The sequence below is a fragment of the Pseudomonas sp. 02C 26 genome (genome assembly GCF_002843585.1).
GTDB lineage: Bacteria > Pseudomonadota > Gammaproteobacteria > Pseudomonadales > Pseudomonadaceae > Aquipseudomonas > Aquipseudomonas shirazensis.
This window is the reverse complement of record NZ_CP025262.1, coordinates 1,270,930-1,297,683: the sequence shown is the minus strand read 5'-3', so window position 1 is coordinate 1,297,683 and position 26,754 is coordinate 1,270,930. Positions and strand designations below refer to the sequence as shown.

Genomic DNA, 26,754 nt, shown 5'->3' with positions numbered 1-26,754 from the left:
CAGGTTGGGTATACGATAGTTCGATCATAATCGAACTATGGCAATTAATGAAAGCCCCGTTATCATGTCGACCATGCGAGCCTACAAACATCCAAGCTGTGAAGACCTCATCCTCGAACGCGTGCTGTACGCCTTGAGCGACCCCGTGCGCATGGCCATCGTGCGCCATCTGGCGGGTGTCACCGAAGCCACTTGCGGCGAGCTGGATGGCGGCCGGCCCAAGTCGAGCATGTCTCATCATTTTCGCGTGCTGCGTGATGCGGGCCTGGTGCAGACGCGCAATGTCGGCACCACGCACATGAATTCGCTGCGCAGCGAAATGCTCGACAGCCGCTTCCCCGGCCTGCTCGAGTGCATCCTGCGCCAGCGCTGAGTAGCCGCCGCATCCTCTCCCCCTGCGCAGCCCATCGGCTCGCGCAGCAGGCGTAGTGAACGCCGTTCGAAGCGCCCTTCTCTACTGATCACAAGGCACAGCATGCGCCGTCCAGCGGGGCCTTGGTGGCAAGCCGCAGATCTGCCGACCGCACAGGTTTGAATTCAGACACCAGACAAGGTAATCCGCATGACTCAAATTCAGTTCAAGCCTGAACCGCAAACCGCAGGCATAAAAAAACCACGAGGCAGCACCTCGTGGTTTTTTATGGGCTGGTTGCCGTAGCGGCAAATGGTTACCGCGCAGCTAAAGCCTGATTACAGCGCCATGTCGCTCGCAGGGTTGCTTTCAACTGGCTTGCTCACGGTTGTATCAGTGCCAACGCTCTGATCGATAACCGGTGGTTTTTCCAGTTGCAGCACTTCAGCGGTGTAGTTCCACTCTTTCTGCACAGCAGCAGCCGAATCGTTCAGCTTGGTGCCGTAGCTTGGCACGATTTCGTGCAGCTTGGCTTGCCACTCAGGCGTTGCGACCTTTTCCTTGAACACGGTTTCGAGCACGGTGAGCATGATCGGTGCCGCGGTCGAAGCGCCTGGCGAAGCGCCCAGCAGACCGGCAATGCTGCGGTCCTGCGAGGTTACGACTTCGGTACCCAGCTTGAGTACGCCGCCTTTTTCTTCGTCACGCTTGATGATCTGCACGCGCTGACCGGCCTGCCACAGGCGCCAGTCTTCCTTCTTGGCGTTCGGGAAGTAGGTCTGCAGCGCCGCGAAGCGATCATCGTCAGACAGCATCAGCTGGCCAGCGAGGTACTCGACCAGCGGATACTGATCAACACCTACCTTGGTCATCGGCCAGACGTTATGCAGCGTGGTGCTGCTCAGCAGGTCGAGGTACGAACCGTTCTTGAGGAACTTGGTCGAGAAGGTGGCGAATGGGCCAAACAGAATCACGCGCTTGCCATCAAGCACGCGGGTATCCAGGTGCGGCACCGACATGGGTGGCGCGCCGGTGGAAGCAATGCCGTAGGCCTTGGCCATATGCTGCATGGCCACGGTAGGGTTCTCGGTCACCAGGAACGAGCCGCCGACCGGGAAGCCTGCGTATTCCTTGGCTTCCGGGATGCCCGACTTCTGCAGCAGCTTCAGCGCGCCGCCGCCAGCACCGATGAACAGGAACTTGGCGTCGGTGGCCGACTTGCTGCCGTCCTTGAGGTTCTTGTACTCAACGTGCCACGAGCCATCTTCGTTACGCGTGATGTCCTGCACTTCGGTGGACAGCTTCAGGTCGAAGTTTTCCCGGGTTTGCAGGTGCTTGACGAACTGACGGGTGATCTCGCCGAAGTTGACGTCGGTGCCGATCGGCGTCCAGGTCACGGCCAGCTTCTGCGAAGGATCACGCCCTTCCATCATCAGCGGGACCCACTTGGCGATCTGCGCGTTGTCTTCCGAGTACTGCATCGGACGGAACAGCGGGCTGGCCTGCAGCGCGTCGTAACGCTTCTTGAGGAACTTGATGTTGTCGTCGCCCCACACGAAGCTCATGTGCGGCGTGGTGTTGATGAACGAACGCGGGTTGTTCAACACGCCCTGACGGACCTGCCACGACCAGAACTGGCGGGAGATCTGGAACGATTCGTTGATCTCGATGGCCTTGGAGATATTGACGGTGCCGTCTTTATCCATTGGCGTGTAGTTCAGCTCGGCCAGCGCAGAGTGACCGGTACCGGCGTTGTTCCAGCCGTTGGAGCTTTCTTCAGCGACGCCATCCAGGCGCTCGACCATCTCCATCGACCAGCTCGGCTCCAGCTCATTGAGCCAGACCGCCAGGGTCGAACTCATGATGCCGCCGCCAACCAGCAGCACGTCTACTTTCTTCGCTTCATCGGCGTGCGCCTGCATCAGGCTCGCCGCGACAGCCAGACCCAGCAGGGTCTTGCCAGCTTTCTTGAACATTGATCAATTCCAATCGATAGCACGTAAGGAAGGCCTAGGCAGGGCCTCGTTTATCCATGTCCTTCAGCGCGCGCTTTTTATTGATCATTGGAGTCAGCAGCTTGAGAAACAGGGACGCCAGCCTAAGGTCGAATTGACCGGCCAGGGCTGAAACGTTTTTCCGATTGTAACCGAAATGCCAGCACAAACAAATTCGCAACTGGCAGGCAAGGTGACGGGATGTCTCAGTGGCCGAATGTCGCGGGGTGGCCGTGGCCCGAGTATACGCCAGACAACAAAAACCCCCGGCCACGTGGATGGCCGAGGGTCTTGGACGGGGCCGCGAACGGCCCCATCAACGATCTGGAATTACTGCTGCTGTGGCAGCTTGTCGATCGGGCCGCAACCGCCAATGATCTTGGAGACCGAAACCGAAGGGTGGAACAGGTAGTCGTAAGAGCAATTCTTTTGCTGGTTGTAGACCTGGCCGGTGCAACCCGACAGCAGGGCAACACCCGATACGACGGCTACAGCGACGGTAGCTTTGAACAGCTTTTTCATACTAAGTCCTTTAAATGATCATGCGCCATCGTACTGACGGCGGCGGGATCATACAGTTTCTGGGCATTGGATCCAAGTCAAATACCGTGTTAGTGAACTTAGTAATGCTTGAGCGATAGATCTGTCGAGCAAATGAAAAAATGTAAGGCTTCTGACGCTACCCTTCACACCAACAAAACCTATCTCAACATATCGAATTCACACAGTTTGCATTCTTGTAATCCCTCACCGAACCGTAATCTTGAACCTGCCCAGCCGTTGACGGCGCAGCAGCCGCTGCCGGCCAGCATCAGCAGAGATGACCGCGGTCTTTTATGCAACGAGGGGAAGCCAGTGGTTCAAACGGCGATTTTCATGCAAGAAAAAATCAACTAAATTTACTGATTCAAGTCACGCATACGCAGCATATTAGTTTGGTGCATGAGAGCAAGTAGAGCTCATTAGCGAAGGTCTTCTCATACCACTTATGAAAATGAAATCAGGAAGTACGGTAACACCATGCCTGCGCACATTTCAGATAACGCAAAAACAAAAAGCCCCGCAGACTTTCATCTGCGGGGCTTTTCGATGTATGGCGGAGAGATAGGGATTTGAACCCTAGGTACTGTTGCCAGTACAACGGATTTCGAATCCGTCCCGTTCGACCACTCCGGCATCTCTCCAATGGCGCGCATCATACCAGCGATTTCGTAAAAGGCAAACCTTTATCTGAAAAAAATTCGCGTGGTATCAAACGCTTGCGTCACAGCGGCCCTTACAGCGGCACGCCCAGACGCTTGGCAACTTCTTCGTAGGCTTCGATCACGTCGCCCAGACCCTGGCGGAAGCGGTCCTTGTCCATCTTCTTGCGGGTTTCTTTGTCCCACAGGCGGCAGCCGTCCGGGCTGAACTCGTCGCCGAGGACGATCTGGCCGTGGAATACGCCGAACTCGAGCTTGAAGTCGACCAGCAGCAGGCCGGCGTCATCGAACAGCTTGCTCAGCACTTCGTTGACCTTGAGCGACAGCTTCTTCATCTCGACCAGCTGCTCGGCGGTGCCCCAGCCGAAAGCCACAACGTGGGATTCGTTGATGAACGGGTCGCCCTTTTCGTCGTTCTTGAGGAACAGTTCGAAGGTCGATGGTTCGAGCTTGATGCCCTCTTCCACACCCAGACGCTTGACCAGGCTGCCGGCGGCGTAGTTACGCACGACGCATTCGACCGGGATCATGTCGAGCTTCTTCACCAGGCACTCGTTGTCGCCCAGCAGCTTGTCGAACTGAGTCGGGATGCCGGCTTCTTCAAGCTTTTGCATGATGAAGGCGTTGAACTTGTTGTTCACCGTGCCTTTGCGGTCGAGCTGCTCGATGCGCTTGCCGTCGAACGCCGAGGTATCGTTGCGAAACAGCAGGATCAAGCGGTCGGCGTCATCGGTCTTGTAAACCGATTTGGCCTTGCCGCGGTAGAGTTCGTCGCGTTTTTCCATGATGGGCTCCGCTTGCTTGAGTTGGTGGGCTAGGCGATTTCGCGCCAGTCGAGCCCATGTTCCTGATTCGCCACTTGCAGCCAGTCCGGGTCGCACCCAAGGGCGTCGACAAAGCACTGACGGGCCAGCTGTGGCAGGTTGTTCTTGCTGCTGAGATGCGCCAGCACCAGGTGTTGCAGGTGCTGCCAGCCCAGCTCGGCCACCAGGTTGGCGGCCTGGTGGTTGTTCAAATGTCCTTGGCTGCCGCCTACGCGCAACTTCAAAAAGTGCGGGTAATGACCGCGGGCAAGCAAGTCGCGGCAATGGTTGGCTTCGATCAGCAGGGCATCCAGACCCTGATAGCGCTCCAGCAGCCGAGCGTCGTAGCAGCCCAGGTCGGTGAGCATGCCGAAGCGCCGGCGACCATCGCTGAGCACGTACTGCAGCGGCTCATGGGCGTCGTGCTCGACCCGCGCCGCGCTGACCTGCAGCGCGCCGATGCTGATGCTGTCACCACAACCGAGAAAACCGGCGACCTCGACCGGCTTGCGCAAGCCGCGCAAGGTGCCCTGGCTGAGGTAGACCGGTACATTGTAGCGCCGCGACAGCAAACCCACGCCATGCACGTGGTCGGCATGTTCGTGGGTGACCAGCACCGCGCTCAGCTGTGCTGGCGAGACCCCGAGCAGCGCCAGGCGCCGCTCGGTTTCCCGCAGGGAAAACCCGCAATCGACCAGGATGTACGTATCACCACTGGCGATCAACGTGCCGTTGCCCTGGCTGCCGCTTCCAAGTACTGCGAAGCGCACTTAACCCAAACGGTCCTGAATGGCGCTCAGCACGCGGCGGGCGACATCGGCCGGGGCCACGGTGTTGATGTTTTTCTCGACCGTTACCTGCACGCTCTCGCCAACCTTGCTCAGGCGTACCTGATAACGCTCGGCGCGCTCTTCACGCTCTTCCTGGGTCGGCTCGCTGCCGAACAGGCGGCTGAAGAAGCCGGGCTGGTTGTTCTTGTCTTCGGGTTTCTCGGACAAGTTGATGTAGTACAGGCCCAGGCTGCGGTTGATGTCTTCAACGCGCCATTCGCCCTGCTCCAGCGCACGGCCGACACCAGACCAGGCGCGGTCGAGGTCGGAACCGACGTTGAGCACCGGGTTGCCGCTGCCGTCTTCGCTCAGGCTGACCCGGCTTGGGGCATCGAAGTCGCGCTCAGCCAGCAGCGAAACCGAACCGCCCTTCTCGGCGCTGCGGTTCATGCTGGCGAGCATCTCGTCGACCAGCAGCGCATCGACGCCGGTGTTGGTCGAGTTGCTCGGGAAATCGGTCTGGGCAGTGCTGCCAGCCGGACGCTCGACGCTGACCACGAACACCTCGGAGGTGTTGCGCTGCACGCCGGGTTCCATGCGTACGCGAACACGTACTTCACTCTCGGCGCTGCTGGCCGAGCTGGCCAGGCGCTGGCCAAGCGAAGCCGACAGTTCGTCGAAGCGCTGCCAGGTGGTGGTGAATTCGCCGGTCTGCGGACGCTCTTCAGCGATGCGGAAGCCGTTGTCTTCAAAGAACTGATGCGCCACCGGCCAGACTTCGGCAGGCGAACGCTGGGCCAGCACCCAACGGCTGTTACCGCTGCGCTGCAGGGTAAAGTCGCTGATGTCGGCAGCAGCCGACAGCGGCTGCGGACGCGGCACTTCGTATTCGCCAGTGGCGGTGTCGTCGGCAACGTTACGCGGGATCGGCAACAGCGGATCGAGGCGTTTGACGTTGGCCACGTCTGCCGGCAGCTGCATCGGCGCGGTCGGTTGCGCCTGCAGGTAATCGCTACCGCGGTCGCGGAAATAACCCTCGTCGCCCCACAGCCAGCCGCAGCCGCTGGTGCTGGAAATGATCAGGGCAAGGGCGGATAGACCAGCCAATCGCTTCATGCGGTGTACTTCCTCGATTAAACCAGTACGCCGGACTTGCTCAAGGCAGTACGGACTTTTTCGTGACAGTTCTCGCTCAGCCAGGTCAGTGGCAGGCGAATGCCTTTGTGCATCAGGCCCATTTCCACGAGCGCCCACTTCACCGGAATCGGGTTGGCTTCGCAGAACAGGTCTTTGTGCAGCGGCATCAGTTGTTCGTTGATTGCGCGGGCCTTGTCGGCATCGCCGGCCAGTGCGGCCTCGCACAGATCGGCCATTTCGCGCGGGGCGACGTTGGCGGTAACGGAGATATTGCCCTTGCCGCCGAGCAGGATCAGCTCGACCGCAGTCGGATCATCACCCGACAGCACGATGAAGTCGCTGCTGACGCCATCGAGGATGGCCTTGGCCCGGACCAGGTCGCCGGTGGCTTCCTTGATACCGATGATGTTCGGCACGGTGGACAGGCGGATCACGGTCTCGGCCTGCATGTCGCAGGAGGTGCGGCCGGGCACGTTGTACAGAATCTGCGGGATGTCGACCGACTCGGCGATCAGCTTGAAGTGCTGATACAGGCCTTCCTGGGTCGGCTTGTTGTAGTACGGCACCACCAGCAGGCAGGCGTCGGCACCGGCGTTCTTGGCGTTCTGGGTCAGGTGCACGGCTTCGGAGGTGGAGTTGGCACCGGTGCCGGCGATGACCGGAATACGGCCGTTGACACGCTTGACTACAAATTCGATGACCTGGATGTGCTCTTCGACATCGAGGGTGGCCGACTCGCCGGTGGTACCGACGGCGACGATCGCATGAGTGCCTTTTTCCAGGTGGAAGTCTACAAGCTTGCCGAGGCTGTCCCAGTCCAGACGCCCTTGTGCATCCATGGGAGTGACCAGTGCCACCATACTGCCCGCAATCATGTAACTGCTCCTGCCGGAAAAAGAGAGCGGTAATGGTACTGGCGCCATCGGCCTTGCACAAGCAAAGCTGGCGGGCGGAGCATTCCCCTCGGCGCTGCTTTTCGCTACCCTTGATCCTTTGATCAGTGCAGAGCGGCCCGCCGGGCCGTCGACAGTGCCTCCCGCGGGTGTCTACAGCCGCTGCAATCGGCTCAGAACCTTGCTGTAACGGAGGCTGTCCCAGGTCCTGCACCGACCGCTCATCGTTTTAGGAATGCTGCATGTCCACCCCCACAGTCCGCGAACAATTCCTTGTCATCAGTGCCCTGGGCCCCAATCCCATGGAGCTGGCCAACGTTCTCAGCCGCGCCGCCGTCGACAATCGTTGCGCGGTAGTCACCTCGCGCCTGTCGCGCCACGGCGAAACCAGCGCCCTGGTGTTGCAAGTCGGTGGCAGCTGGGATGCCCTTGCCCGCCTTGAAGCCACCCTGCCAGGCCTGGGCAAGAAGCACGGCCTGACCCTTGATGTGGTGCGCAGCGCCGATCAGGAAGTGCGCCCGCAGGCCCTGCCTTATGTGGCCTACGTCAGCGCCGCCTATCGCCCGGACATCATCAACGAGCTGTGCCAGTTCTTCCTCGACCACAACGTCGAGCTCGAAGCCATGACCTGCGATACCTATCTGGCGCCGCAGACCGGCAGCAGCATGCTCAACGCCCAGTTCACCGTGGTGTTGCCGGCCGGCACCCAGATCAGCTGGCTGCGCGATCAGTTCCTGGACTTTGCCGATGCGCTGAACCTGGATGCCCTGATCGAACCATGGCGCCCTCAAAACCCGGTGTAAGGAGCCTCACATGGCGGTAACCCTCGATCAACCTGTCGCCGACTTCCAGGCCCAGGCCACCAGCGGCCAGAGCGTCAGCCTGGCTGAGCTCAAGGGCAAGCAGGTGGTGCTGTATTTCTACCCCAAGGACAGCACCCCCGGCTGCACCACTCAGGGCCAGGGCTTTCGCGATCAACTCGACGCGTTTGCCGCGGCCAACACCGTGGTGTTCGGCGTCTCGCGTGACGGTTTGAAGTCGCACGAGAACTTCAAGGCCAAGCAAGGCTTCACCTTCGAGCTGATCAGCGACAAGGACGAGGCGCTCTGCCAACTGTTCGACGTGATCAAGCTGAAGAAGCTCTACGGCAAGGAATACATGGGCGTGGACCGCAGCACCTTCCTGATCGACAAGGACGGTGTTCTGCGTCAGGAATGGCGCGGCGTGAAAGTGCCAGGCCATGTCGATGCCGTGCTTGCAGCGGCGCAGGCATTGAATCAGGCCTGAAACTGTATGGGGCCGCTCTGCGCCCCTTCGCGGGTAAACCCGCTCCCACAAGGGTCTGCAGCGCCGACTAAACCTGTGGGAGCGGGTTTACCCGCGAAGGGTCGCAAAGCGGCCCAGTTCTTACAGCAACGGTGCTACAGCCGGCTCTTGCCTGGGCCAGGCATCCAGCACGGCCTTGAACAGGGTCGCCAGCGGGATGGCGAAGAAGATCCCCCAGAAGCCCCACAGCCCGCCAAACAGCAGCACCGCGCAGATGATCGCGACTGGATGCAGGCTGACCGCCTCAGAGAACAGCAGCGGCACTAGCACGTTGCCGTCCAGCGCCTGAATGATCGCGTAAACCGCCATCAGGTAGATGAACTGATCGCCCCAGCCCCACTGGAACAGCGCGATCAAGGTGACCGGCACGGTGACCACCACCGCCCCCACGTACGGCACCACCACCGACAGCCCGACCAACAGCGCCAGCAGTGCGGCGTAGTTGAGCCCCAGGCTGATGAAGGCGATGTAGGTGGCGATCCCGCAGATCAGAATCTCGATGCCCTTGCCGCGAATGTAATTGGCGATCTGCCGGTTCATCTCGTCACCGACTCGGGTCAGTAGCCTGCGTTCACGCGGCAAGTAGCCGCTGACCCAGCGCCCGATCAACTCGCGGTCCTTGAGGAAGAAGAACACCAGAATCGGCACCAGCACCAGGTAGATCATGGCGCTGACCAGCAGCGGCAGGCTCGACAGCGAGAAGGTCAGCGCCCATTGGCCAAACTTGCCGATCTCACCGCGCACCGATTCGATCGCGCGCAGCACCTGCTCGTCAGAGACCAGGTGCGGATAGCGCTCAGGCAGCAGCAACAGTAGCGACTGCCATTTACCGAGCATTCCCGGCAGCTCGTTCAACAGGGTGATCAACTGGTGCCAGAGCAGCGGCACCAGCACCAGCAGAAATACCCCCAGCGCGCCGATGAACAAGGCGAATACCACGCCCACGGCAACACCACTGGGCACCCGCATCCGCTCCAGGGCGTTGACCAGGCCCTGCATCAGATACGCCAGGACCATCCCCGCCAGCACCGGCGCGAGCATGCCGCCGAGGGTGAGCACGGCAGTGAAGGCCAGAACCAGCAGGACTGTCAGGACTACGGCTTCTTCATCGGAGAAGTAGCGCTGCATCCAGTCACGAAGCACTTTGAACATTGACGATCCTTGGGCGGAAAACTCAGGCCTTGCGCAGCCAGTAGATATACACGCCGGCTTCGGCGCTTTGTCGCAGCAGGCTATGACCGGACAAACGGGCGAAAGTGCTGAAGTCGCGCTGCGAGCCGGCGTCGGTGGAAATCACCTTGAGCACTGCGCCCGCTGCCATCTGGTTAAGCTGCATTTTTGCCTTGAGCAGCGGCAATGGGCAGTTAAGCCCGCTGGCGTCGAGTTCGGCGTCGCAGGTCAGGGTATCGATCATCCAAGGGGCTCCTGGCGGTGGCAACGGTGCATGGCAGACAAGCCTGGTAGGATACCGCCACTGGTCGTCAAGGTGTGAGCGGGCTACAGTACGGGTCTTTGATCCGACGCGAGCTTCGTGCATGAATCTACTGCGCCCTACCCTGCTGACGCTGGCCTGCCTGATGGCCCTGCCCGGGCATGCCGATGACCTGCCGTCGCTGGGCGATGCCAGTTCTGCAATCGTTTCCCCGCAGCAAGAACATGAACTCGGCCGCGCCTGGCTCAGCCTGCTGCGCGGGCAAGTGCGCCAGCTGAATGATCCGCAGCTCAAGGACTACGTCGAAACCAGCGTCTATCGCCTGGCCGAGACCAGCCAGCTGCAGGACCGCCGGTTGGAATTCGTGCTTATCGACAGCCGCGAGCTGAACGCCTTCGCGGCTCCCGGGGGGATTGTCGGGGTCAACGGCGGGCTGTTCCTCAATGCCCAGACTGAAGGTGAATACGCCTCGGTACTGGCCCACGAACTGGCCCACTTGTCGCAACGCCACTTTGCCCGAGGGATAGAAGCTCAGCAGCGCATGCAGGTGCCGATGATGGCCGCACTGCTGGCCGGCATCGTACTGGCAGCCGGTGGTGGCGGCGATGCCGGTATTGGCCTGATTGCCGGCACCCAGGCAGCGGCGATTCAGGAGCAGCGGCGCTTTTCGCGGCAGAACGAGCAGGAAGCCGACCGCATCGGCATCCAGAACCTGGAAAAAGCCGGCTTCGACCCACGCACCATGCCGAGCATGTTCGAGCGCCTCGCCCGGCAGTACCGCTACGGCGCCAAGCCGCCGGAGTTTCTCCTGACTCACCCGGTGACCGAATCGCGTATCGCCGACACCCGCAACCGCGCCGAACAGATGCCCAAGGGCGGCGTCGAGGACAGCCTGCGCTATCAGCTGATTCGCGCCCGCGTCGCCTTGACCTACGAAGGCACGCCGGGGCTTGCGGCCAAGCGCTTCCGCGATCAACTCGCAGATGATCCCAAGCTGGATGCTGCCCGCTACGGCCTTGCCTTGGCGCAGATCAAGGGCGGCAGCCTCAACGAAGCGCGGGACAACCTCAAGCAACTGCTGGCCAAGGCGCCCAACGACATCACCTACAACCTGGCGCAGATCGACCTGGAGATCACCAACAATCGCTTGGCCGACGCGCAGCAGCGGGTCGAGCGGCTACGCAGCCTGTATCCGAACAATTATCCGCTGCAGCAGGCGCGCGCCGACTTGTTGATCAAGCAGGGCAAGCCGGCTGAGGCAGAGAAAGTGCTGGATGACCTGGTCAAGAAGCGCCCGGACGACCCGGACGTCTGGTACGAAGTGGCTGAAGTGCGCGGGCTGTCGGGCAATACCATTGGCCTGCATCGGGCACGCGCCGAGTACTTCACGCTGGTCGGTGATTTTGACCAGGCAGTGCAGCAGCTCGACTTCGCCAAACGCCGCGCGGGCAGCAACTTCCCGCTGGCGTCGCAGATCGACGCCCGTCAGCGGCAGATTCTCGAGCAGCAGCGGATGGTCAAGGACATGATGCGCTAAGCAGCGCTCAGGCGGCGCCGGTTTGCCCGGCGTCGCCCAAGCTGCGGATCAGGCGTTGCCAGACAACTTCAGGCGGGCCGCCTGAGTGAAGTCGAGCATGCGGTTGAGCGGTTTGATCGCGCGCGGGATCAAGGCCGGGTCGACCAGGATCTCGTTGCTGCCGGTGCGCAGGCAGTCGAGGGTGCGCTCGAGGGTATTCATCGCCATCCACGGGCAATGCGCACAGCTGCGGCAGGCAGCGCCATTGCCCGCGGTAGGCGCGGCCACGAAGACCTTGTCCGGGCACAGCTGCTGCATCTTGTAGAAGATGCCGCTGTCGGTGGCGACAATGAAGGTCTTGTTCGGCAGTGTCTGCGCCGCCTTGATCAGCTGGCTGGTCGAGCCTACCGCATCGGCCAGGTCGATCACCGACTCAGGCGACTCCGGGTGGACCAGAATCGCCGCATCCGGATACAGCGCTTTCATGTCGGCGAGCTGGCGCGACTTGAACTCCTCATGGACGATGCAGGCACCGTCCCACAGCAGCATGTCGGCGCCGGTCTTCTTCTGGATATAGCGACCCAGGTGCTGGTCCGGCCCCCAGATGATTTTTTCGCCGTTATCCATCAGGGTTTCGACGATTTCCAGCGCGCAACTGGAGGTCACCACCCAGTCGGCACGCGCCTTGACCGCAGCCGAAGTGTTGGCATACACCACCACGGTTCGTTCGGGATGCTTGTCACAAAACGCCGAAAACTCTTCTACCGGACAACCCAGGTCGAGCGAGCAGGTCGCTTCCAGGGTTGGCATCAGGATGCGTTTTTCCGGGGTGAGGATTTTTGCCGTTTCGCCCATGAAGCGCACGCCGGCGACAATCACGGTGTCGGCCGAGTGGTTCTTGCCGAAGCGGGCCATTTCCAGCGAGTCGGAAACACAGCCGCCGGTTTCTTCGGCCAAGGCCTGGATTACCGGGTCACAGTAGAAGTGCGCAACCAGCACAGCATTCTGGGCCTTGAGCTCGGCAGCGATGGCCGCACGGTATTCGGCCTCCTGCGCGGGCGTCAGGGGATGGGGTTGCTTGGCGTCAAGGTGAGCTTGAACCAATAGCCGTTCGGAAATCTGGGTCATGATCGCTGGACCTGCGGGCGCGCGTGCGCGTCAGTCAAGAGTATCACCGAGCCCTGGCAGTCAGGCTAATGACGCCGGACGGCCAGACAGGCCATCACGGCCTTCTGCGGGCGCGGATTATTATCGCGCCGAAGGCTACAGACAATCAGGTCATTGCAAAAGCGATTTCTGCGCGTGCCAATCAGGCCGGCGTAGCTGACCTGATTTCGCGCAAGTGCTTGCAGTTGCGAGGCCAGGTAACGGTGGGCTTGCCCCGCCGTTGCCTGGCCCCGCCTTCACACGGTCAGCCCTGCGGCCACGGCGCCGCCATGAGTGCAGCCAGGCTCATGACGAACTCTTCAACGGTCATTTTCTTGCCGTTGAAGTCGACCATGCCATTGGCGTAGTGCAGGTTGGACACGACGTCGTCGCCCTTGACCGTGGCCATGCCGCTCTGCAGCGCCATCATGCCGAGCATTTCACCGGCCTGACTGGACTGCTGAGCGATCGCCTGAGGGTCGGTCTGGCCTTCGAGCAGCGCCTGCAATGCGGTCAGGTCGCCGACCATCGGCTTGGACACCAGCAGCTCGCCCTTGAGCTGGCTGATCAGTTGCTTGGCCAGTTGATCAGGCGGCAGGTCGAACGAGCTCGGCGCGGCGAAGTCCAGCGCCAGCTTGAAGTGACTCTGGCCGTTGGCAGTCTTGAACGACAACTCCTCCAGGGCCAGCTTTGGTTTGGCGGCAAGCATCTTCCGCAGGTCTGCCTGAACCTTGACCTTCTCTTCCTCGCTCATGTTGAACGACGGCATTGGCTCGCCAGCGGCAGTGGCCGCTTGCATGGCCTGCACTTCAGGCAGCTTGGTCTGGTACCACTCGGCCAGTGACTGCAGGGCCGGCACGTCGACCGAGTTCATGGTCACGACCATCTTGCCGCTGCCGACGGCACGGTTGGCGTAGTTGATGTCGCCAACCTTGTACGCGATTCGCGCACCGATCTTGTCAGTACCTTCGGCGGTGTACAGGTTGGTTTGCTCCAGGTCCTTGAGCAACATCACTTCCTGCTTTGGCCCAAGCACAGCCTCCAGTTGGCCAAGCAGGACATCGACGTTGCCGACATAGACCATGTCGTGGTCGGTGCTGGCCAGGTTGCCGCCTACCTTGAACTTGTCCAGGGTGAAGGTCGCTGGCGGATGGTCTGCACCCACCAGTTTCATCTGCAGACGATCAGCGTTGGCGTGAATCTTCACAGCCTTGCCTTCACGGTCGCCGCTGAGCAGCACCTGCATGCCGGAGAAGTCGACGCTGTTGCCGTCTACCTCATTGAGCTTGATCGGCGCCAGGCGAACATCGCTGTCGATGTAACCGCCATAACCGACATCGACATTGGCGGTGATCGGCGATTGCTCGCCCGCAGCGCTGTACCACTTGGCTGTGGCTTCGTCCTTGTCGAGCACGCTGTTGCTCGAAACCATCACCGGCATCAGTTTCAGCGCCTTGACCCGCGACCACGGGAATGGCCCGTGCTCAAGCTGATCAGTGATGCCGACATCGAAGTTCAGCGCCTGGCCTTCGCCCAACCACACATCCTTGGCCTTGAGCCGGTAGTGCGCGGTGCTGCTGAACAGGTGCTGCTCCAGCGAGGTCAGTTCCAGGCTCATGCTGCCGCCGGTACCAGCAGTGGCCTTGAGCAGTTCTTCGTTGGCACGGGTGACCGAAGCCTGCAACTCGGCGGGCAGTTGCTTGCCGGTGTACCAGGCGCCAGCGGTGGCTGCGATGGCGATGGCGACGGCCAGGCCGGAGAGGATGCCTACTGATTTCTTCATGAATTGAACCGATTGCTTTCCATAAGGGGGGACTGGATGCGACACCGTCGCGCTGGGCACGAAGGGTACCACTGACGCCTGTCGGATGCGCCGGGCTCAGTGGGCAAAAATTTGCTGAGGATGTGTTTGGCAATCAGCGATCGTAAATTTTTACGGACATTAAAATCTGTCTTTGCATGAAAATTCGCACTTACCTTGGAGCATAAGCGGAAAAAACCCGATAAAAGCTCGATCTCCGTTACACCCTGTCATGTTTAACTTGACACCCTACCCCGCATCGTTTTTTATTTTAACCACCTTGCTTCAGCGCCTAACAACGAAGAACAACCGCAGCGCGCTTACTCGCCCCACAAGGGACTCTGCGCGCCTTGGACTTCGCTGCGGCACTGTCAGCCATGCCACCGGCGCCTCGCATGCGCCCGCCCTCGCTCCGACATAAAAGGTGAACAACATGGAGCTCATCCGCACGACCTGGCTGTGCCCGCCCGCCCACTCGCCCACCGTTCAGGCTCAGGAGCATCGCGCGCATGCAGCCTGAACCAAGCACCGGCGGCCAGTTCCGCAAATCCCTGCGCCTGTGGCATGTCGTGATCATCGGTCTGGCTTACCTGACGCCGATGACCGTCTTCGACACCTTTGGCATCGTTTCCGGGATTACTGCCGGGCATGTGCCCAGTGCCTACATCCTGGCGCTGCTGGGCGTGCTGTTCACCGCGGTGAGCTACGGCACGCTGGTAAGGCGTTTTCCGCAGTCGGGCTCGGCCTACACCTACACCCAGCGGGCGATCAATCCGCACGTGGGCTTTCTGGTCGGCTGGTCTTCGCTGCTGGATTACCTGCTGCTGCCGATGGTCAACGCCCTGCTGGCCAAGCTGTACCTGTCGGCGATGTTCCCGGAGGTGCCACAGTGGATCTGGGTGGCCGGCTTCGTCACCCTGATCAGCCTGGTCAACATGCGTAGCGTCAACCTGGTGGCCCACTTCAATGCTCTGTTCGTGGCCGTGCAGGTGGCGATCATCAGTGTGTTCATCTATCTCTGCGCACGTGGCCTTGAGCATGGCGAGGGCCTGGGCACGGCCTGGAGCCTGATCCCGTTTGTCGACCCACAGGTGCAGTTCAGCGCGCTGGCCGCCGGTGCGACCATTCTGTGCTTCTCGTTCTTGGGTTTCGATGCGGTGACCTGCCTGTCGGAGGAAACTCGCGATCCGGGCAAGACCATTCCGCGGGCGATCTTCCTCACCGCCTTGATCGGCGGTGTGGTGTTTATTCTTGTGTCCTACTTTATCCAGGCCTATTTCCCGACCATGCAGCGCTTCCATGACCAGGAAGCGGCGTTGCCGGAGATCGCCTTGTATGTCGGTGGCAAGTTGTTCCAGTCGGTGTTCATCGCCTGCACGGTGATCAACACCATCGCCTCTGGCCTGGCCTCGCAGACCAGTGTGTCACGGCTGCTGTATGTGATGGGCCGCGACGGGGTGATCCCGACTCGGGTGTTCGCCCGCCTGCATCCACGGTACAAGACGCCGGTGCTGAACATTGCCGTGGTGGGACTGGTGGCGTTGTCGGCGATCTTCTTTGATCTGGTCACAGCTACCTCGGTAATCAACTTTGGCGCATTGGTTGCCTTCAGCTTCGTCAATCTGGCGGTGATCAACCACTGCTACCTGCGCGAGAAGGGTCGCAAGAGCCTGGCCCAGACCTTCAAGTACCTGGTGCTGCCGACCATTGGCTTTTGCATCATCGTCTCGCTGTGGCTGGACCTCAACCAGCACTCGCTGCTGTTTGGCGGCGCCTGGGCGCTGGCCGGGCTGATCTACCTCGGCTGGCTGACCAAGGCGTTTCGCATCGCACCGCCCAACTGTATCGCTGACTGAGCCTCCCCCACCGACGCCCGCTTGATGCGGGCGTCGCTCTGCTCGAGAAGGAAAACCCATGCTCCTGCGCCGCCTTTCCATCCAGTGGAAGATCACCCTGCTCGCCGGCCTGTGCCTGCTGGTCATCGTCGCCCTGCTGGTGGCCACCTCGCTGACTCAGGCGCGCCGCAGCGCAGCACAGGTGTTCAGCGCCAACAGCGAACTGCTCGACCACAGCGCCCGACTGCGCCTGCAGGCTCAGGCCGAAACCCAGGCACTGCGCATTCAGCGCTACTTCATGGATGCCTACCAATATGGCAGCGGTTTCAGCCGCCTGGTACAGGTGCTCAGGCAGCGCGGCGATGCCGATCTGCGCGCGGCACTGAGCGAGCAGGCACGCGCAGCACTGGCAGGCAACCCTGGCCTGATCGGCTTGTATCTGGTGTTCCAACCGAACGCCCTCGACCGACAGGATGCGCGCTTCATCAACCAGCCCGAGCACGGTAGCAATGACAGCGGACGCTTCTCGCTGTACTGGTCGCAAGCACAGTCCGGCACGCTGACCGCCGAAGCCATGCCCGAGGCGATGCTTGCCGACAGCAGCATTGGCGCCAACGGCTCGCCCTACAACCGCTGGCTGACCTGCCCGGAGCAAACTGCCAAGGCTTGCGTGGTCGATCCCTACTTCGACGAAATCAACGGCCAGCAGATCCTGATGACCAGCATCGCCCTGCCGATCATGGATAACGGCAAGGTCATCGCCGTAGTTGGCCTGGACATCAGCCTGGACAACCTCCAGCAACTGAGCCTCAGTGGCCGCCAGGAACTGTTCGACGGCCAGGGCCAGGTCAGCATCGTCAGCCCGGCGGGCTTGCTCGCCGGCTACAGCGCTGATGCCACGCAACTGAGCAAGCCGCTCGAGCACGTCCTCAGCGGCCCGGCCCGCGAACTGCTACCAAGCTTGCTTGCCGGGCAGCCAGTGCGCCGCCTGGATCACGGCCAGATGCGCGTCTCGCAGCCATTTGCGCCTATCCCTGACGCAGCCCCGTGGCAAGTTCTGTTGGAGCTGCCCGAGGCCGTGTTGCAGGCGCCGGCAGTAGCGCTGAACCAACGCCTGGCCGGGCATAACCAGGATGCCAACCTGATTAGCCTGGCCATCGGCCTGTTTGCAGCGGTGCTGGGTTTGCTGCTGGTCTGGCTGACCGCGCGTGGCGTTACCCGGCCAATCCTGATGGTATCCCGGCGTCTGCAGGATATCGCCAGCGGCGAAGGCGACCTGACCCGCCGGCTGGACTACGCCCGCGATGATGAACTGGGCCAGTTGACCGGCTGGTTCAACCGTTTCCTCGACAAGCTGCAACCGGTGATTGCCCAGGTCAAAGCCTCGCTACAGGACGCGCGCACCACGGCGGATCAGTCCGCCGCCATCGCCAGCCAGACCAGCAATGGCATGCAGCAACAGCAACGCGAGATCGAGCAGGTGGCGACCGCCGCCAATGAAATGAGCGCCACCGCGCAGGACGTTGCGCATAACGCCGCGCAGGCAGCGCAGGCGGCACGCGGCGCCGATCAGGCCAGCCGCGAAGGCCTGCAGCGGGTAGCCGACACCCGTCGGGCAATTTCCCAACTGGCCAGCGACATGGATGCGGCGATGGGCCAGGCGAAAGCGCTCGAGAGCCGCAGCGAGCAGATCGGCTCGGTGCTGGAGGTGATTCGCGCCATTGCCGAGCAGACCAACCTGCTTGCACTCAACGCCGCTATCGAAGCGGCCCGCGCCGGCGAGGCTGGGCGCGGTTTCGCGGTGGTGGCCGATGAGGTGCGCAGCCTGGCCCAGCGTACCCAGGTATCAGTCGAGGAGATCCGCCAGGTGATCGAAGGCCTGCAGCAAGGCAGCGAAGCCGTGGTCGGCACCATGCAGGCCGGCCAGCGCCAGGCGCAGGACAGTGCGCAGCAGATGGAGCAGGCGATGCCCGCGCTGCAGCGCATTGGCGAGGCTGTCGCAGTGATCACCGACATGAACCTGCAGATCGCCTCAGCTGCCGAAGAGCAAAGCGCCGTCGCCGAAGAAGTTAACCGCAACGTGGCCGGCATTCGCGATGTAACCGACTCGCTCGCCGGCCAGGCAGACGAATCGGCGCGCATCAGCCAGGCGCTGAATCACTTGGCCAATCAGCAACAAGCATTGATGGCGCAGTTTCGCGTCTAGTCTGTACTGGCCTCGGCAATGCCGAGGCCGTTATCCCCCGGCATTACCGCCGTACAAGAGTTTCAGTTATGCAGATCTCACCCAAACCGGCTTTTTTCGACCTGACCTGCGAGCAGGGCCTACTGCGCACCTCGATCGCAGTCACTCTGTTCATCGCCACCATCGGTATCGCCTTCGGCCTGGCTTCGGGCTCGTTCTCGATTGTGTTCGACGGCGTCTATTCGCTGGTCGACGCCAGCATGAGCGGCTTGTCGCTGGTGGTGGTCAAGCTGATCACCGCCCACGTCAGCAGCGCGCAGATGTCGCGCAAGTTGCGCGAGCGGTTCAGCATGGGCTTCTGGCACCTTGAACCGATGGTCCTGGCACTCAACGGTATTCTGCTCAGCGGCGTGGCCATCTACGCCCTGATCAACGCGGTCAGCAGCCTGCTTGAAGGCGGCCGCGACCTCGAGTTCGGCCTCGCCCTGATCTACGCCGTACTGACCGTGATTGCCTGCGTCACTATCGCCGTGGTCGAGGCCCGCGCGAACCGCACGCTCAACTCCGACTTCGTGCGCATGGACGTCAAGGGCTGGGTCATGTCGGCGAGCATTACCGCCGCGCTGTTGATTGCCTTCTGCGTTGGCCTGGCGATTCAGGGCACGCAGTGGCAGTGGATTTCACCGTACATCGACCCGGCGGTGCTCGGGCTGGTGTGCCTGGTGATCATTCCGCTGCCGTTGTCGGTGGTACGCCAGGCCCTGGCCGATATCTTCCTGGTGACGCCGAGCGACCTCAAGCAACACGTCGACAACGTCGCCCAGGCCTTCGTGCACAAGCATGGCCTGCAGTCGTTTCGGGCGTATGTGGCCAAGGTCGGGCGCTCGCGCGAGATCGAACTGTACTTCATCGTGCCTGCCGACATGGCTGCGCGGACCATCGCCGAATGGGACGCACTGCGCAACGAGATCGGTGATGCGGTGGGTAGCGAAGGGCCGGATCGTTGGATCACGGTGGTGTTTACCGGGGATCCGGAGTGGGCTGAGTAGGTGCCTGTGAGCAGGCCAGGCCGCTATCGGCTGCAGTTTCATCTTTGATCCATCCGACGAATGCCTGTACTTCGGCATCATTGATGAACTGGCCAGCGATGTACTGCCGCTGTTCCCTTCGCTGCAAGGCCCGGCACTACTGCCTCAGCTCTGGTGAAGACAACGCCCTCAAGGCCATGCCACGCTGCGCGCATGGAACTCTAGAAACGAAAAAGCCCGCCATGAAAGGCGGGCTTTTTCATCTTGATTTGATACCGAACCAAGCCAGAGGCTTGCTCCGCACAGCTGTAAAAATGGTGGGTCGTGTAGGATTCGAACCTACGACCAATTGGTTAAAAGCCAACTGCTCTACCAACTGAGCTAACGACCCTTTTGATGGCGCGTATAATACTGATTTCTAACGAAAAATCAACACCCCATCAGTAAAAAGGCTTAAAAGTAGCGGGTCGGATCTTCCACACCTGCGGCCTTGAAGCCGTCAGCGCGCAAGCGGCAGCTGTCGCACTTGCGGCAGGCGCGGCCCTGATCATCGGCCTGGTAGCAGGACACTGTCAGGCTGTAATCGACGCCGCGGGCAACACCGGCCTGGACGATCTGTGCCTTGCTCATGTTCTGCAGCGGCGCCTGAATGCGGAAGCCCTGCCCTTCAACACCGGCCTTGGTGGCCAGGTTGGCCATGCGCTCGAATGCTTCGACGAACTCAGGACGGCAATCCGGGTAGCCGGAGTAATCCACCGCGTTGACGCCGATGAAGATATCGCGTGCCTGCAGTACTTCGGCCCAACCCAGGGCGAGCGACAGGAACACGGTGTTGCGCGCCGGCACGTAGGTGACCGGGATGCCTTCGCCAGGTGCCTCAGGCACGTCGATGCTGCTGTCGGTCAACGCCGAGCCGCCGATGCCATCCAGGTTGAGACCGATCACCTTGTGCTCGACTACTCCCATGTCGCGGGCCACCCGGGCGGCTGCGTCGAGCTCGGCGCGATGACGCTGGCCGTAGTCAAAACTCATGGTGTAGCAGCTGTAGCCATCGGCCTGGGCCATGGCGACCACGGTGGCCGAGTCGAGGCCACCGGAAAGCAGGATTACCGCGCGTTTGTCAGTCATGTCTTGGTCCTTGGGTTTCAGCGGCCGGGTTCGTCGTTCCACAGCAGCTTGTGCAGCTGCAACTGGAAGCGCACGGGCAGGTTGTCGGCAACGATCCAGTCAGCCAGATCACTGGCACTGACCTGATGATGGCTAGGCGAGAACAGCACTTCGCCTGCGCGCTGATCGAGGTTGTACTGGATCAGCTTGGAGACAGCCCAGTCGTAGTCTTCGCGCGAACAGATGACGAACTTTACCTGGTCATTACGGGTCAGCAGCTCGATGTTCTCGTAGCGGTTGCGGTGCGATTCTTCCGAGGCCGGGGTCTTCAGATCGACCACACGGCTGACGCGGCTGTCGACTTTGGAAATATCCAGCGCGCCGCTGGTTTCCAGCGACACTTCGTAGCCTGCATCGCACAAACGCTCAAGCAACGGCAACGCGTTGGGCTGAGCCAATGGCTCGCCACCGGTAACGCAGATATACCGCGGACGAAAGCCCGCCACCTGCTCCATGATCGAATCCAGGCTGCGAATCGTACCGCCGGTGAAGGCATAGGCGCTGTCGCAGTACTGGCAGCGCAACGGGCAGCCAGTCAGGCGGACGAACACGGTGGGCAGGCCAGCCGTGCGCGTTTCACCCTGCAACGAGTAAAAGACTTCGGTGATGCGTAAGGTATCTTGCATGATCGCCACGGGCGTGACAGCTAAACAGGCTGTCCGCCTCCGTCAGGCACTGCCGCGGACTCGACAAAGCGTTATCCGCAGCAGCGTGTTTACGTAAAAGGGCCAAGAGTCTAACGAAAAAACCCGCGCCAGGCGCGGGTTTTCTCACAAACAGGCTGCTTAGAGCTTTTGCAGGTCGCGTTGCGCCAGTTGCGCGGCGGAAGTGCCGGGGTACTGAGTAACTACTTGCTGCAGAATGCCTTTGACCTTGTCGGTACGGCCCAGGCGACGTTCGACGTCGGCCAGCTTGTACAAGGAATCAGGCACTTTGCTGTGCTTGGGATACGACTGGCTGACCTTGGCAAACGCCTGAGCTGCACCTTGCAGGTCGCCCTTGGCCAGGTTCACCTCACCCAGCCAGTATTGCGCGTTGCCGGCATACTGGCTGTTAGGGTATTTGCGCAGGAAGGCGGTAAACGCCTGGCTGGCCTTGTCGAAGTCCTTCTGCTTGATCAGGTCGAAAGCAGCATCATAGTAGAGCTTTTCTTTCGCCGGATCAGCCGGCTCGCTACCCGCGGCCGGTTGTTGCGCAGCAGCGCCAGCGGCGCCGGCTGCTGCACCGGCAGCGGCATCGGATGCGCCACCGGTTGAAGAATTATCGGGAGTCGCGGCAGGCGCGGCACCACTTGAAATGCGACGGTCCAGATCCTGGTATCGTTCCAGGTTTTCCTGCTTCATGCGCGACACATCGTTCTGCAACTCTTCGATGATGCCTTGCTGGCGGGAAATCTGATCCTGCATCTGTTGCAGCTGCATGAACAACTGACCCTGTGCAGAAGCAGGGGTTGAAGCCCCTGCTCCGGCATAGGCGCCGCTCGTGCCATAACCCGCGGGCGGATAACTGCTCGCGTTGTCATCTACTACAGGGACTGCAGCCCACGCCGTGAAGGGCAGGCTGAGTGCGAGGACGGTCAAAGCACGGCGGCACGTACGCATAGGACTTACTTACGCAGTTCTACGCGACGGTTCTGAGCCCAGGATTGCTCGTCGTTGCCGGTGGCAACTGGACGCTCTTCACCGTAGGAAACCAGTTCCAGCTGTGCAGGGGAAACGCCCTGCAGAACCAGGTAACGCTGTACGGCTTTGGCGCGACGCTCACCCAGAGCCATGTTGTACTCGCGAGTACCACGCTCGTCGGTGTTGCCTTCCAGAACAACACGGCTGCCGTTGGACTTCAGGTCCTTGGCGTGAACATCCAGAGCGCGCATGGCTTCTGGCTTCAGGTCCGAGCTGTCGTATTCGAAGTAGAAGGTGGTGATTGCGCGCAGGGCGGCTTCTTCGCTCAGGCTGCCGTCAACAGCGCCAGTGTTGGCACCGTAACCAGCGTTAGGATCTACAGCAGCGCCTTCGCCGGCGTTGTCGCCACCTTTGGAAGAGCAACCTACAGCTACAGCCATGGCCAGAGCCAGCGCAGCGAATTTACCAAACTTCAGCATTTCCATCGTGAAACTCCTAATGAAACCCCAGTGTGTTAAGCAAAACGGTGTAACGCCGCATCAGTTCAGGTAAGGGGACCAGGACGGTTCTCTGACTTCGCCTTGCGCGGTAGGAAGCGGGAGCCTCACGCGTCCGTTGAGAGAGACGAGCATCAAGACTCCCCGGCCCTGCTGGCGGGTGGCGTAGATTAGCATGGTGCCGTTGGGCGCAACAGTGGGGGACTCGTCAAGACTGGTCTCTGAGAGAATCTTTACACTTCCACGTTGCAAGTCCTGGGCCGCCACTTTGAAGTTGGTGAAGCCCTGTTGGCGATGAATCATCACCAGGGTCTTCTCGTCCGCCGAAAGTTTCGGGTTGGCATTGTAGTTACCCACGAACGTTACACGCTCGGCGGAACCGCCACTGACCGAAGTTTTGTAGATCTGCGGCTTGCCGCCACGGTCGGAGGTGAAGTAAAGCGTGTTGCCGTCTTTACCCCAGAACGGTTCGGTGTTGATACCAGGGCCGGCAGTTACGCGACTGATCGCGCGCGAACCCATGTTCATCACATAGATGTCCGGGTTGCCGTCCTTGGACAGTACGAACGCCAGGCGCGAACCATCCGGCGACCAGGCTGGCGCGCCGTTGAGGCCTTCGAAGTTGGTGATCTGCTCACGGCGACCGGTGTCGATGTGCTGGACAAAGATACGTGGGCGACGCTGCTCGAACGACACATAGGCGATGCGCTTGCCATCCGGTGCGAAGCGTGGCGACAGAATCGGCTCACGCGACTGCAACAGGGTCACTGCCCGGGCACCGTCGTAATCCGAACGCTGCAGGGTGTAGCGGGTGTTGTTGGCAGAGAAGCGCTCGGCAGTCACGTACAGCATGCGGGTGGAAAACGCACCCTTGATGCCGGTGAGCTTCTCGAACGACTGGTCGGCAATGTAGTGCGACATGTCGCGCAACTGGTCGACAGTACCGGCAACGCTGCCAGTCAGCACTTGCTGCTCGGTGGCCACGTTGAACAGCGCGTACTGCACCTGCAGACGGCCACCGGACGGCACGATGCTACCGACCATGACGTACTGGGCGCCCAGGGCTTTCCAGTCGCGGAAGATGACTTCGCTGGCCTGGCTTGGCTGGCTGATCATGTTCTGCTTTGGAATCGGCGAGTAGTAGCCAGAGTTGCGCAGGTCATTGCCGATGATGTCGGCCATGTCTTCTGGCAGCACGCTGCCACCCTGCAGGCCGAACGGTACTACCGCGATGGGCGTGGCCCGATCGCTACCGCTGGTGACCAGGATGTTCTTTTCCTCTGCTACGGCCATACCTGCCACGCAGCAGAGCATGACCAGCAGCCCTCGAAAGAGTTTAATCACAGCGCTAGATCCTCAGGTGTAAATGTCATCTTGAACGAGCGATACGCATTGAAATCACTCGGCTTCAAGCCCTGCATTTCGGTCAGTCGACCAATGTTCTTCACCGCTGCCACCGCCGAAGCATCAAACGGACCGTCGCCACTGGCGCGGGCCACACTGACGCTGGTGATGGTGCCATCGGGCAGCATGTTGATCTGCAGCACTACCGTCATGCCTTTGCGTGCCGAAGGCGGACGGGCCCAACCTTCTGCAGCGCGCATGCGGATCAGGTCGTCGAAATCACCGGCTACCTGGTCGCCCTGCTCGTCAGCCAGAGCCTGCTGGCGCTCGGTGGTATCAGACAACAGCTCGGCCAGGGCCTGGGCTTTCTTGTCTTCTGCCGCCTTGCGGGCTGCATCCTGGGCTTTTTTCTTCTGGGCATCTGCAGCGGCCTTCTTCTTGGCCTCTTCAGCTGCTTTCTTCTTCGCTTCCTCGGCTGCCGCTTTCTTCTTGGCATCCTCGGCGGCTTTTTTCTTGGCTTCTTCGGCGGCTTTCTTCTTCGCCTCTTCAGCTGCGTCTTTCTTGGCTTCTTCGTCGGCCTTTTTCTTGGCCTCTTCTTCCGCCTTCTTCTTGGCGATATCAGCCTGCTGTTTTTCGCTGGCTTTCTTCGCCTCTTCGGCTTTCTTGGCCTCGGCGGCCTTCTTGGCTTCAGCAGTCTTGGCAGCTTCTTCGGCTTTTTTGGCTTCTGCCGCTTCGCGAGCAGCTTCGGCCTTTTGATCCGCGTCGGCTTTCTTTTGTTCCGCAGCCTTCACGGCCTCCTGTTCGACCTTCTTCTGCTCCAGCTGTTCGACTTCAGTCTGGCGCGAAGCGGTTTTCTTCGCCTCCCCGGCAATCTTCTGATTGGTCTGGGTAGTGGCCTGACTCTTGGACTTGAGCTGGTACAGCGTAGCCTGAACGATCGGCTTGGACGGCGGCAGTTCAGGGGTCATGGCGAAGCTGACGAACAGCATCGCAAACACCACGACATGCAAGCCAATGGCCCAGACACTGGGCCAGAAGTAGCTTTCCGAGGCAGATGGCTCTCGCTGTTGCATCAGGGCGCCTCGGTAATCAGGCCAACGTTACCGACACCGGCCTTCTGCAACCCGCCCATGGCGCCCATGACCGAGCCGTAATCGACGGACTTGTCGCCACGGATGAAGACCTGGGTCTGTTTGCCCTGGTCGCGACCGGCGGCAATGATCTTGGTCACGGCATTGGTCATGTCCGGCAAGGTCATGGCCTTGTCCATCTGTTTGTCGGTATCGACCTCGCTGCCAAGGTTCCAGTAGTAGGTCTTGTCGGCCTTGATCGAGATGGTAAGGATCTGGACGTTGTTGTCCTGCGGCAAGGCTTCGCTGGAAACCTTGGGCAGGTCGACCTTGACCCCTTGGTTGAGCATCGGGGCCGTCACCATGAAGATGACCAGCAGCACCAGCATCACGTCGATGTAGGGCACCACGTTCATCTCGGCGACGGGCTTGCGTTTGTGGCGAACTCGGGCCATGGGTTTCTACCTGATTACTCTTCGCTGGTGTGCACTTTACGGTGCAGGATCGCCTGGAACTCGTCGGCGAAGGTGTAGTAACGGCTGATCAACGTTTCGCTGCGTGCGGCAAAACGGTTGTAGGCGATAACCGCTGGGATCGCAGCAAACAGGCCGATCGCAGTGGCAATCAATGCCTCGGCGATGCCCGGCGCAACGGTAGCCAGGGTTGCCTGCTGGGCAGAAGCCAAACCACGGAACGAGTTCATGATGCCCCATACGGTACCGAACAGGCCGATGTATGGGCTGGTCGAACCGACGGTGGCGAGGAACGGCAGGCTCTGCTCGAGCTTTTCTTCTTCACGCGAGATGGCTACGCGCATGGCCCGACCAACGCCTTCCATGACCGCGTCAGGGTCTACACCCGCCTGCTGACGCAGACGCGAGAATTCCTTGAAGCCGGCACGGAACACCTGCTCGACACCCGAATCCGGGTCCGGGTTGCTGCCTGCCTGACGGTACAGCTTGGACAAATCAATGCCCGACCAGAAGCGCTCCTCGAAGGCATCCAGCGCACGACGACCGGCGCGCAGCATGCTGCTGCGCTGAAAGATCATGATCCATGAAGTGACCGAGGCGGCCACCAGAATCAGCATTACCAGCTGCACCACGATGCTGGCATTGCTGACCAGACTCCACATGGAGGTATGGTCGACGACGTTAGCTTCCACGCTTATTCTCCTGCATTCGATTGAGTACCCGGGCCGCCCGCCAGGAAGGCGTCGCGCAGCGCTGGGGGGATGGCTCGGGGTTTGAAAGTGTCGGCGCGCACAGCGGCCACCAGAAACTGCCCCTCACAGAGCAGCTTTGCATCTTGTTCTCGCCACACCTGCTGCACGAAGCGCAGGCTGGCGCGGTTCACCTCGACGACTTCTGCGGTTACCCGCAACTCGTCATCCAGGCGCGCCGGCGCGTGGTAGCGCGCCTCGGTGGAGTGAACCACGAACAGCAGATTCTCCCCGGCCAGTTGATGCTGGGAGAAACCCAGGTGACGCAACCGCTCGGTGCGCGCACGCTCCATGAATTTCAGGTAGTTGACGTAATACACCACGCCGCCTGCGTCGGTATCTTCGTAATAGACGCGACAGCGGTGTGCGAACGATTCAAGCCCATTTTGCGCGCGCATACTCTAGTGCTTAC

The 26,754-nt window shown here is 60.8% G+C and carries 26 protein-coding genes, 2 tRNA genes and 1 pseudogene; 8 read left to right on the top strand and 21 right to left on the bottom strand.

Annotated elements, in window-relative coordinates:
• Positions 1-37: 37 nt before the first annotated feature.
• Positions 38-373 (top strand): helix-turn-helix transcriptional regulator, encoded by a 336-nt coding sequence (locus tag CXQ80_RS05960; protein WP_101317462.1) that lies wholly within the window; start codon positions 38-40, stop codon positions 371-373.
• A 317-nt stretch (positions 374-690) separates the two neighbouring features.
• Here the strand turns inward: CXQ80_RS05960 and mqo are convergent, their stop codons facing one another.
• The 7 genes from mqo to dapA form a co-directional block, all read right to left on the bottom strand.
• Positions 691-2,328, bottom strand: coding sequence for a malate dehydrogenase (quinone) (gene mqo, locus CXQ80_RS05955; RefSeq protein WP_101317460.1), 1,638 nt, complete (start codon positions 2,326-2,328; stop codon positions 691-693).
• A 348-nt stretch (positions 2,329-2,676) separates the two neighbouring features.
• Positions 2,677-2,868 carry a DUF4223 family protein gene (locus tag CXQ80_RS05950; RefSeq protein WP_101317458.1) on the bottom strand — a complete coding sequence of 64 codons (192 nt, stop codon included), beginning with the start codon at positions 2,866-2,868 and terminating at the stop codon, positions 2,677-2,679.
• Positions 2,869-3,440: 572 nt separating this feature from the next.
• Positions 3,441-3,530 (bottom strand) — tRNA-Ser (locus CXQ80_RS05945).
• Positions 3,531-3,622: 92 nt separating this feature from the next.
• Positions 3,623-4,333 carry a phosphoribosylaminoimidazolesuccinocarboxamide synthase gene (gene purC / locus CXQ80_RS05940; protein WP_101317456.1) on the bottom strand — a complete coding sequence of 237 codons (711 nt, stop codon included), beginning with the start codon at positions 4,331-4,333 and terminating at the stop codon, positions 3,623-3,625.
• A gap of 29 nt (positions 4,334-4,362) precedes the next feature.
• Positions 4,363-5,121, bottom strand: coding sequence for an MBL fold metallo-hydrolase (locus CXQ80_RS05935; RefSeq protein WP_101317454.1), 759 nt, complete (start codon positions 5,119-5,121; stop codon positions 4,363-4,365).
• The gene (gene bamC, locus CXQ80_RS05930) at positions 5,122-6,237 is read right to left on the bottom strand and encodes an outer membrane protein assembly factor BamC (RefSeq protein WP_101317452.1); all 1,116 of its coding nucleotides are present in this window, start codon (positions 6,235-6,237) and stop codon (positions 5,122-5,124) included.
• Positions 6,238-6,254: 17 nt separating this feature from the next.
• On the bottom strand, positions 6,255-7,133 hold the full coding sequence (gene dapA, locus CXQ80_RS05925; protein WP_101317450.1) for a 4-hydroxy-tetrahydrodipicolinate synthase: 879 nt from the start codon (positions 7,131-7,133) through the stop codon (positions 6,255-6,257).
• A gap of 260 nt (positions 7,134-7,393) precedes the next feature.
• Between dapA and CXQ80_RS05920 the strand changes: the two genes are divergently transcribed.
• Positions 7,394-7,954, top strand: a complete 561-nt coding sequence (locus CXQ80_RS05920; RefSeq protein ID WP_101317448.1) for a glycine cleavage system protein R — start codon at positions 7,394-7,396, stop codon at positions 7,952-7,954.
• Positions 7,955-7,964: 10 nt separating this feature from the next.
• Complete coding sequence (locus tag CXQ80_RS05915; protein WP_101317446.1) at positions 7,965-8,438, top strand: peroxiredoxin; 474 nt, start codon at positions 7,965-7,967, stop codon at positions 8,436-8,438.
• Between the two features lie 120 nt (positions 8,439-8,558).
• Here the strand turns inward: CXQ80_RS05915 and CXQ80_RS05910 are convergent, their stop codons facing one another.
• Positions 8,559-9,629: an AI-2E family transporter gene (locus tag CXQ80_RS05910; RefSeq protein WP_101317444.1), complete on the bottom strand. Its 1,071-nt coding sequence runs from the start codon at positions 9,627-9,629 to the stop codon at positions 8,559-8,561.
• Between the two features lie 22 nt (positions 9,630-9,651).
• Positions 9,652-9,891 (bottom strand): sulfurtransferase TusA family protein, encoded by a 240-nt coding sequence (locus CXQ80_RS05905; RefSeq protein WP_101317442.1) that lies wholly within the window; start codon positions 9,889-9,891, stop codon positions 9,652-9,654.
• A 121-nt stretch (positions 9,892-10,012) separates the two neighbouring features.
• On the opposite strand from CXQ80_RS05905, the gene CXQ80_RS05900 reads away from it, so the two are divergent.
• Complete coding sequence (locus tag CXQ80_RS05900; RefSeq protein ID WP_101317440.1) at positions 10,013-11,446, top strand: M48 family metalloprotease; 1,434 nt, start codon at positions 10,013-10,015, stop codon at positions 11,444-11,446.
• Between the two features lie 48 nt (positions 11,447-11,494).
• Here the strand turns inward: CXQ80_RS05900 and nadA are convergent, their stop codons facing one another.
• Both nadA and CXQ80_RS05890 read right to left on the bottom strand, forming a co-directional pair.
• A complete protein-coding gene (gene nadA, locus CXQ80_RS05895) occupies positions 11,495-12,553 on the bottom strand; it encodes a quinolinate synthase NadA (protein WP_101317438.1) in 1,059 nt (352 codons plus the stop codon).
• A 283-nt stretch (positions 12,554-12,836) separates the two neighbouring features.
• Positions 12,837-14,354: a YdgA family protein gene (locus CXQ80_RS05890; protein ID WP_101317436.1), complete on the bottom strand. Its 1,518-nt coding sequence runs from the start codon at positions 14,352-14,354 to the stop codon at positions 12,837-12,839.
• 527 nt (positions 14,355-14,881) lie between these two features.
• On the opposite strand from CXQ80_RS05890, the gene CXQ80_RS05885 reads away from it, so the two are divergent.
• From CXQ80_RS05885 to CXQ80_RS05875, 4 genes and pseudogenes are all read left to right on the top strand, one after another.
• Positions 14,882-16,228, top strand: a complete 1,347-nt coding sequence (locus tag CXQ80_RS05885) for an APC family permease (protein WP_101317434.1) — start codon at positions 14,882-14,884, stop codon at positions 16,226-16,228.
• Positions 16,229-16,286: 58 nt separating this feature from the next.
• Positions 16,287-17,555 (top strand): annotated as a pseudogene (locus CXQ80_RS25250) (HAMP domain-containing protein); the annotation flags it as partial.
• 102 nt (positions 17,556-17,657) lie between these two features.
• Positions 17,658-18,413 (top strand): methyl-accepting chemotaxis protein, encoded by a 756-nt coding sequence (locus CXQ80_RS25245; RefSeq protein ID WP_371918919.1) that lies wholly within the window; start codon positions 17,658-17,660, stop codon positions 18,411-18,413.
• Between the two features lie 68 nt (positions 18,414-18,481).
• Positions 18,482-19,441, top strand: a complete 960-nt coding sequence (locus CXQ80_RS05875) for a cation diffusion facilitator family transporter (RefSeq protein WP_101317430.1) — start codon at positions 18,482-18,484, stop codon at positions 19,439-19,441.
• 294 nt (positions 19,442-19,735) lie between these two features.
• On the opposite strand, the gene CXQ80_RS05870 is transcribed toward CXQ80_RS05875, so the two are convergent.
• From CXQ80_RS05870 to ybgC, 10 genes are all read right to left on the bottom strand, one after another.
• A tRNA-Lys gene (locus CXQ80_RS05870) sits at positions 19,736-19,811 on the bottom strand.
• A gap of 62 nt (positions 19,812-19,873) precedes the next feature.
• Entirely contained in the window at positions 19,874-20,548 is a 675-nt protein-coding gene (gene queC / locus CXQ80_RS05865) for a 7-cyano-7-deazaguanine synthase QueC (protein WP_101317428.1), read from the bottom strand.
• A 17-nt stretch (positions 20,549-20,565) separates the two neighbouring features.
• Complete coding sequence (queE, locus tag CXQ80_RS05860; protein ID WP_101322958.1) at positions 20,566-21,213, bottom strand: 7-carboxy-7-deazaguanine synthase QueE; 648 nt, start codon at positions 21,211-21,213, stop codon at positions 20,566-20,568.
• 159 nt (positions 21,214-21,372) lie between these two features.
• Entirely contained in the window at positions 21,373-22,188 is an 816-nt protein-coding gene (gene ybgF, locus CXQ80_RS05855) for a tol-pal system protein YbgF (protein WP_101317426.1), read from the bottom strand.
• Between the two features lie 5 nt (positions 22,189-22,193).
• Positions 22,194-22,694 (bottom strand): peptidoglycan-associated lipoprotein Pal, encoded by a 501-nt coding sequence (gene pal / locus CXQ80_RS05850; protein ID WP_043201913.1) that lies wholly within the window; start codon positions 22,692-22,694, stop codon positions 22,194-22,196.
• Between the two features lie 54 nt (positions 22,695-22,748).
• A complete protein-coding gene (tolB, locus tag CXQ80_RS05845; protein ID WP_189691595.1) occupies positions 22,749-24,020 on the bottom strand; it encodes a Tol-Pal system beta propeller repeat protein TolB in 1,272 nt (423 codons plus the stop codon).
• A gap of 26 nt (positions 24,021-24,046) precedes the next feature.
• Positions 24,047-25,123, bottom strand: a complete 1,077-nt coding sequence (tolA, locus tag CXQ80_RS05840; protein ID WP_101317421.1) for a cell envelope integrity protein TolA — start codon at positions 25,121-25,123, stop codon at positions 24,047-24,049.
• Positions 25,123-25,575: a protein TolR gene (gene tolR, locus CXQ80_RS05835; protein ID WP_101317418.1), complete on the bottom strand. Its 453-nt coding sequence runs from the start codon at positions 25,573-25,575 to the stop codon at positions 25,123-25,125. The genes tolA and tolR overlap by 1 nt, the downstream gene beginning before the upstream one ends.
• Before the next feature lie 14 nt (positions 25,576-25,589).
• Positions 25,590-26,285, bottom strand: a complete 696-nt coding sequence (gene tolQ, locus CXQ80_RS05830; protein ID WP_101317416.1) for a protein TolQ — start codon at positions 26,283-26,285, stop codon at positions 25,590-25,592.
• 2 nt (positions 26,286-26,287) lie between these two features.
• The gene (ybgC, locus tag CXQ80_RS05825) at positions 26,288-26,740 is read right to left on the bottom strand and encodes a tol-pal system-associated acyl-CoA thioesterase (protein ID WP_101317414.1); all 453 of its coding nucleotides are present in this window, start codon (positions 26,738-26,740) and stop codon (positions 26,288-26,290) included.
• Positions 26,741-26,754: the final 14 nt, after the last annotated feature.

Bases quoted from the DNA above. Each gene is read 5' to 3' on its own strand.
- CXQ80_RS05960 (WP_101317462.1), top strand. From the start codon at position 38: ATGGCAATTAATGAAAGCCCCGTTATCATGTCGACCATGCGAGCCTAC.
- mqo (WP_101317460.1), bottom strand. From the start codon at position 2,328: ATGTTCAAGAAAGCTGGCAAGACCCTGCTGGGTCTGGCTGTCGCGGCG.
- CXQ80_RS05950 (WP_101317458.1), bottom strand. From the start codon at position 2,868: ATGAAAAAGCTGTTCAAAGCTACCGTCGCTGTAGCCGTCGTATCGGGT.
- purC (WP_101317456.1), bottom strand. From the start codon at position 4,333: ATGGAAAAACGCGACGAACTCTACCGCGGCAAGGCCAAATCGGTTTAC.
- bamC (WP_101317452.1), bottom strand. From the start codon at position 6,237: ATGAAGCGATTGGCTGGTCTATCCGCCCTTGCCCTGATCATTTCCAGC.
- dapA (WP_101317450.1), bottom strand. From the start codon at position 7,133: ATGATTGCGGGCAGTATGGTGGCACTGGTCACTCCCATGGATGCACAA.
- CXQ80_RS05920 (WP_101317448.1), top strand. From the start codon at position 7,394: ATGTCCACCCCCACAGTCCGCGAACAATTCCTTGTCATCAGTGCCCTG.
- CXQ80_RS05915 (WP_101317446.1), top strand. From the start codon at position 7,965: ATGGCGGTAACCCTCGATCAACCTGTCGCCGACTTCCAGGCCCAGGCC.
- CXQ80_RS05910 (WP_101317444.1), bottom strand. From the start codon at position 9,629: ATGTTCAAAGTGCTTCGTGACTGGATGCAGCGCTACTTCTCCGATGAA.
- CXQ80_RS05905 (WP_101317442.1), bottom strand. From the start codon at position 9,891: ATGATCGATACCCTGACCTGCGACGCCGAACTCGACGCCAGCGGGCTT.
- CXQ80_RS05900 (WP_101317440.1), top strand. From the start codon at position 10,013: ATGAATCTACTGCGCCCTACCCTGCTGACGCTGGCCTGCCTGATGGCC.
- nadA (WP_101317438.1), bottom strand. From the start codon at position 12,553: ATGACCCAGATTTCCGAACGGCTATTGGTTCAAGCTCACCTTGACGCC.
- CXQ80_RS05890 (WP_101317436.1), bottom strand. From the start codon at position 14,354: ATGAAGAAATCAGTAGGCATCCTCTCCGGCCTGGCCGTCGCCATCGCC.
- CXQ80_RS05885 (WP_101317434.1), top strand. From the start codon at position 14,882: ATGCAGCCTGAACCAAGCACCGGCGGCCAGTTCCGCAAATCCCTGCGC.
- CXQ80_RS25245 (WP_371918919.1), top strand. From the start codon at position 17,658: ATGCAGCAACAGCAACGCGAGATCGAGCAGGTGGCGACCGCCGCCAAT.
- CXQ80_RS05875 (WP_101317430.1), top strand. From the start codon at position 18,482: ATGCAGATCTCACCCAAACCGGCTTTTTTCGACCTGACCTGCGAGCAG.
- queC (WP_101317428.1), bottom strand. From the start codon at position 20,548: ATGACTGACAAACGCGCGGTAATCCTGCTTTCCGGTGGCCTCGACTCG.
- queE (WP_101322958.1), bottom strand. From the start codon at position 21,213: ATGCAAGATACCTTACGCATCACCGAAGTCTTTTACTCGTTGCAGGGT.
- ybgF (WP_101317426.1), bottom strand. From the start codon at position 22,188: ATGCGTACGTGCCGCCGTGCTTTGACCGTCCTCGCACTCAGCCTGCCC.
- pal (WP_043201913.1), bottom strand. From the start codon at position 22,694: ATGGAAATGCTGAAGTTTGGTAAATTCGCTGCGCTGGCTCTGGCCATG.
- tolB (WP_189691595.1), bottom strand. From the start codon at position 24,020: ATGCTCTGCTGCGTGGCAGGTATGGCCGTAGCAGAGGAAAAGAACATC.
- tolA (WP_101317421.1), bottom strand. From the start codon at position 25,123: ATGCAACAGCGAGAGCCATCTGCCTCGGAAAGCTACTTCTGGCCCAGT.
- tolR (WP_101317418.1), bottom strand. From the start codon at position 25,575: ATGGCCCGAGTTCGCCACAAACGCAAGCCCGTCGCCGAGATGAACGTG.
- ybgC (WP_101317414.1), bottom strand. From the start codon at position 26,740: ATGCGCGCGCAAAATGGGCTTGAATCGTTCGCACACCGCTGTCGCGTC.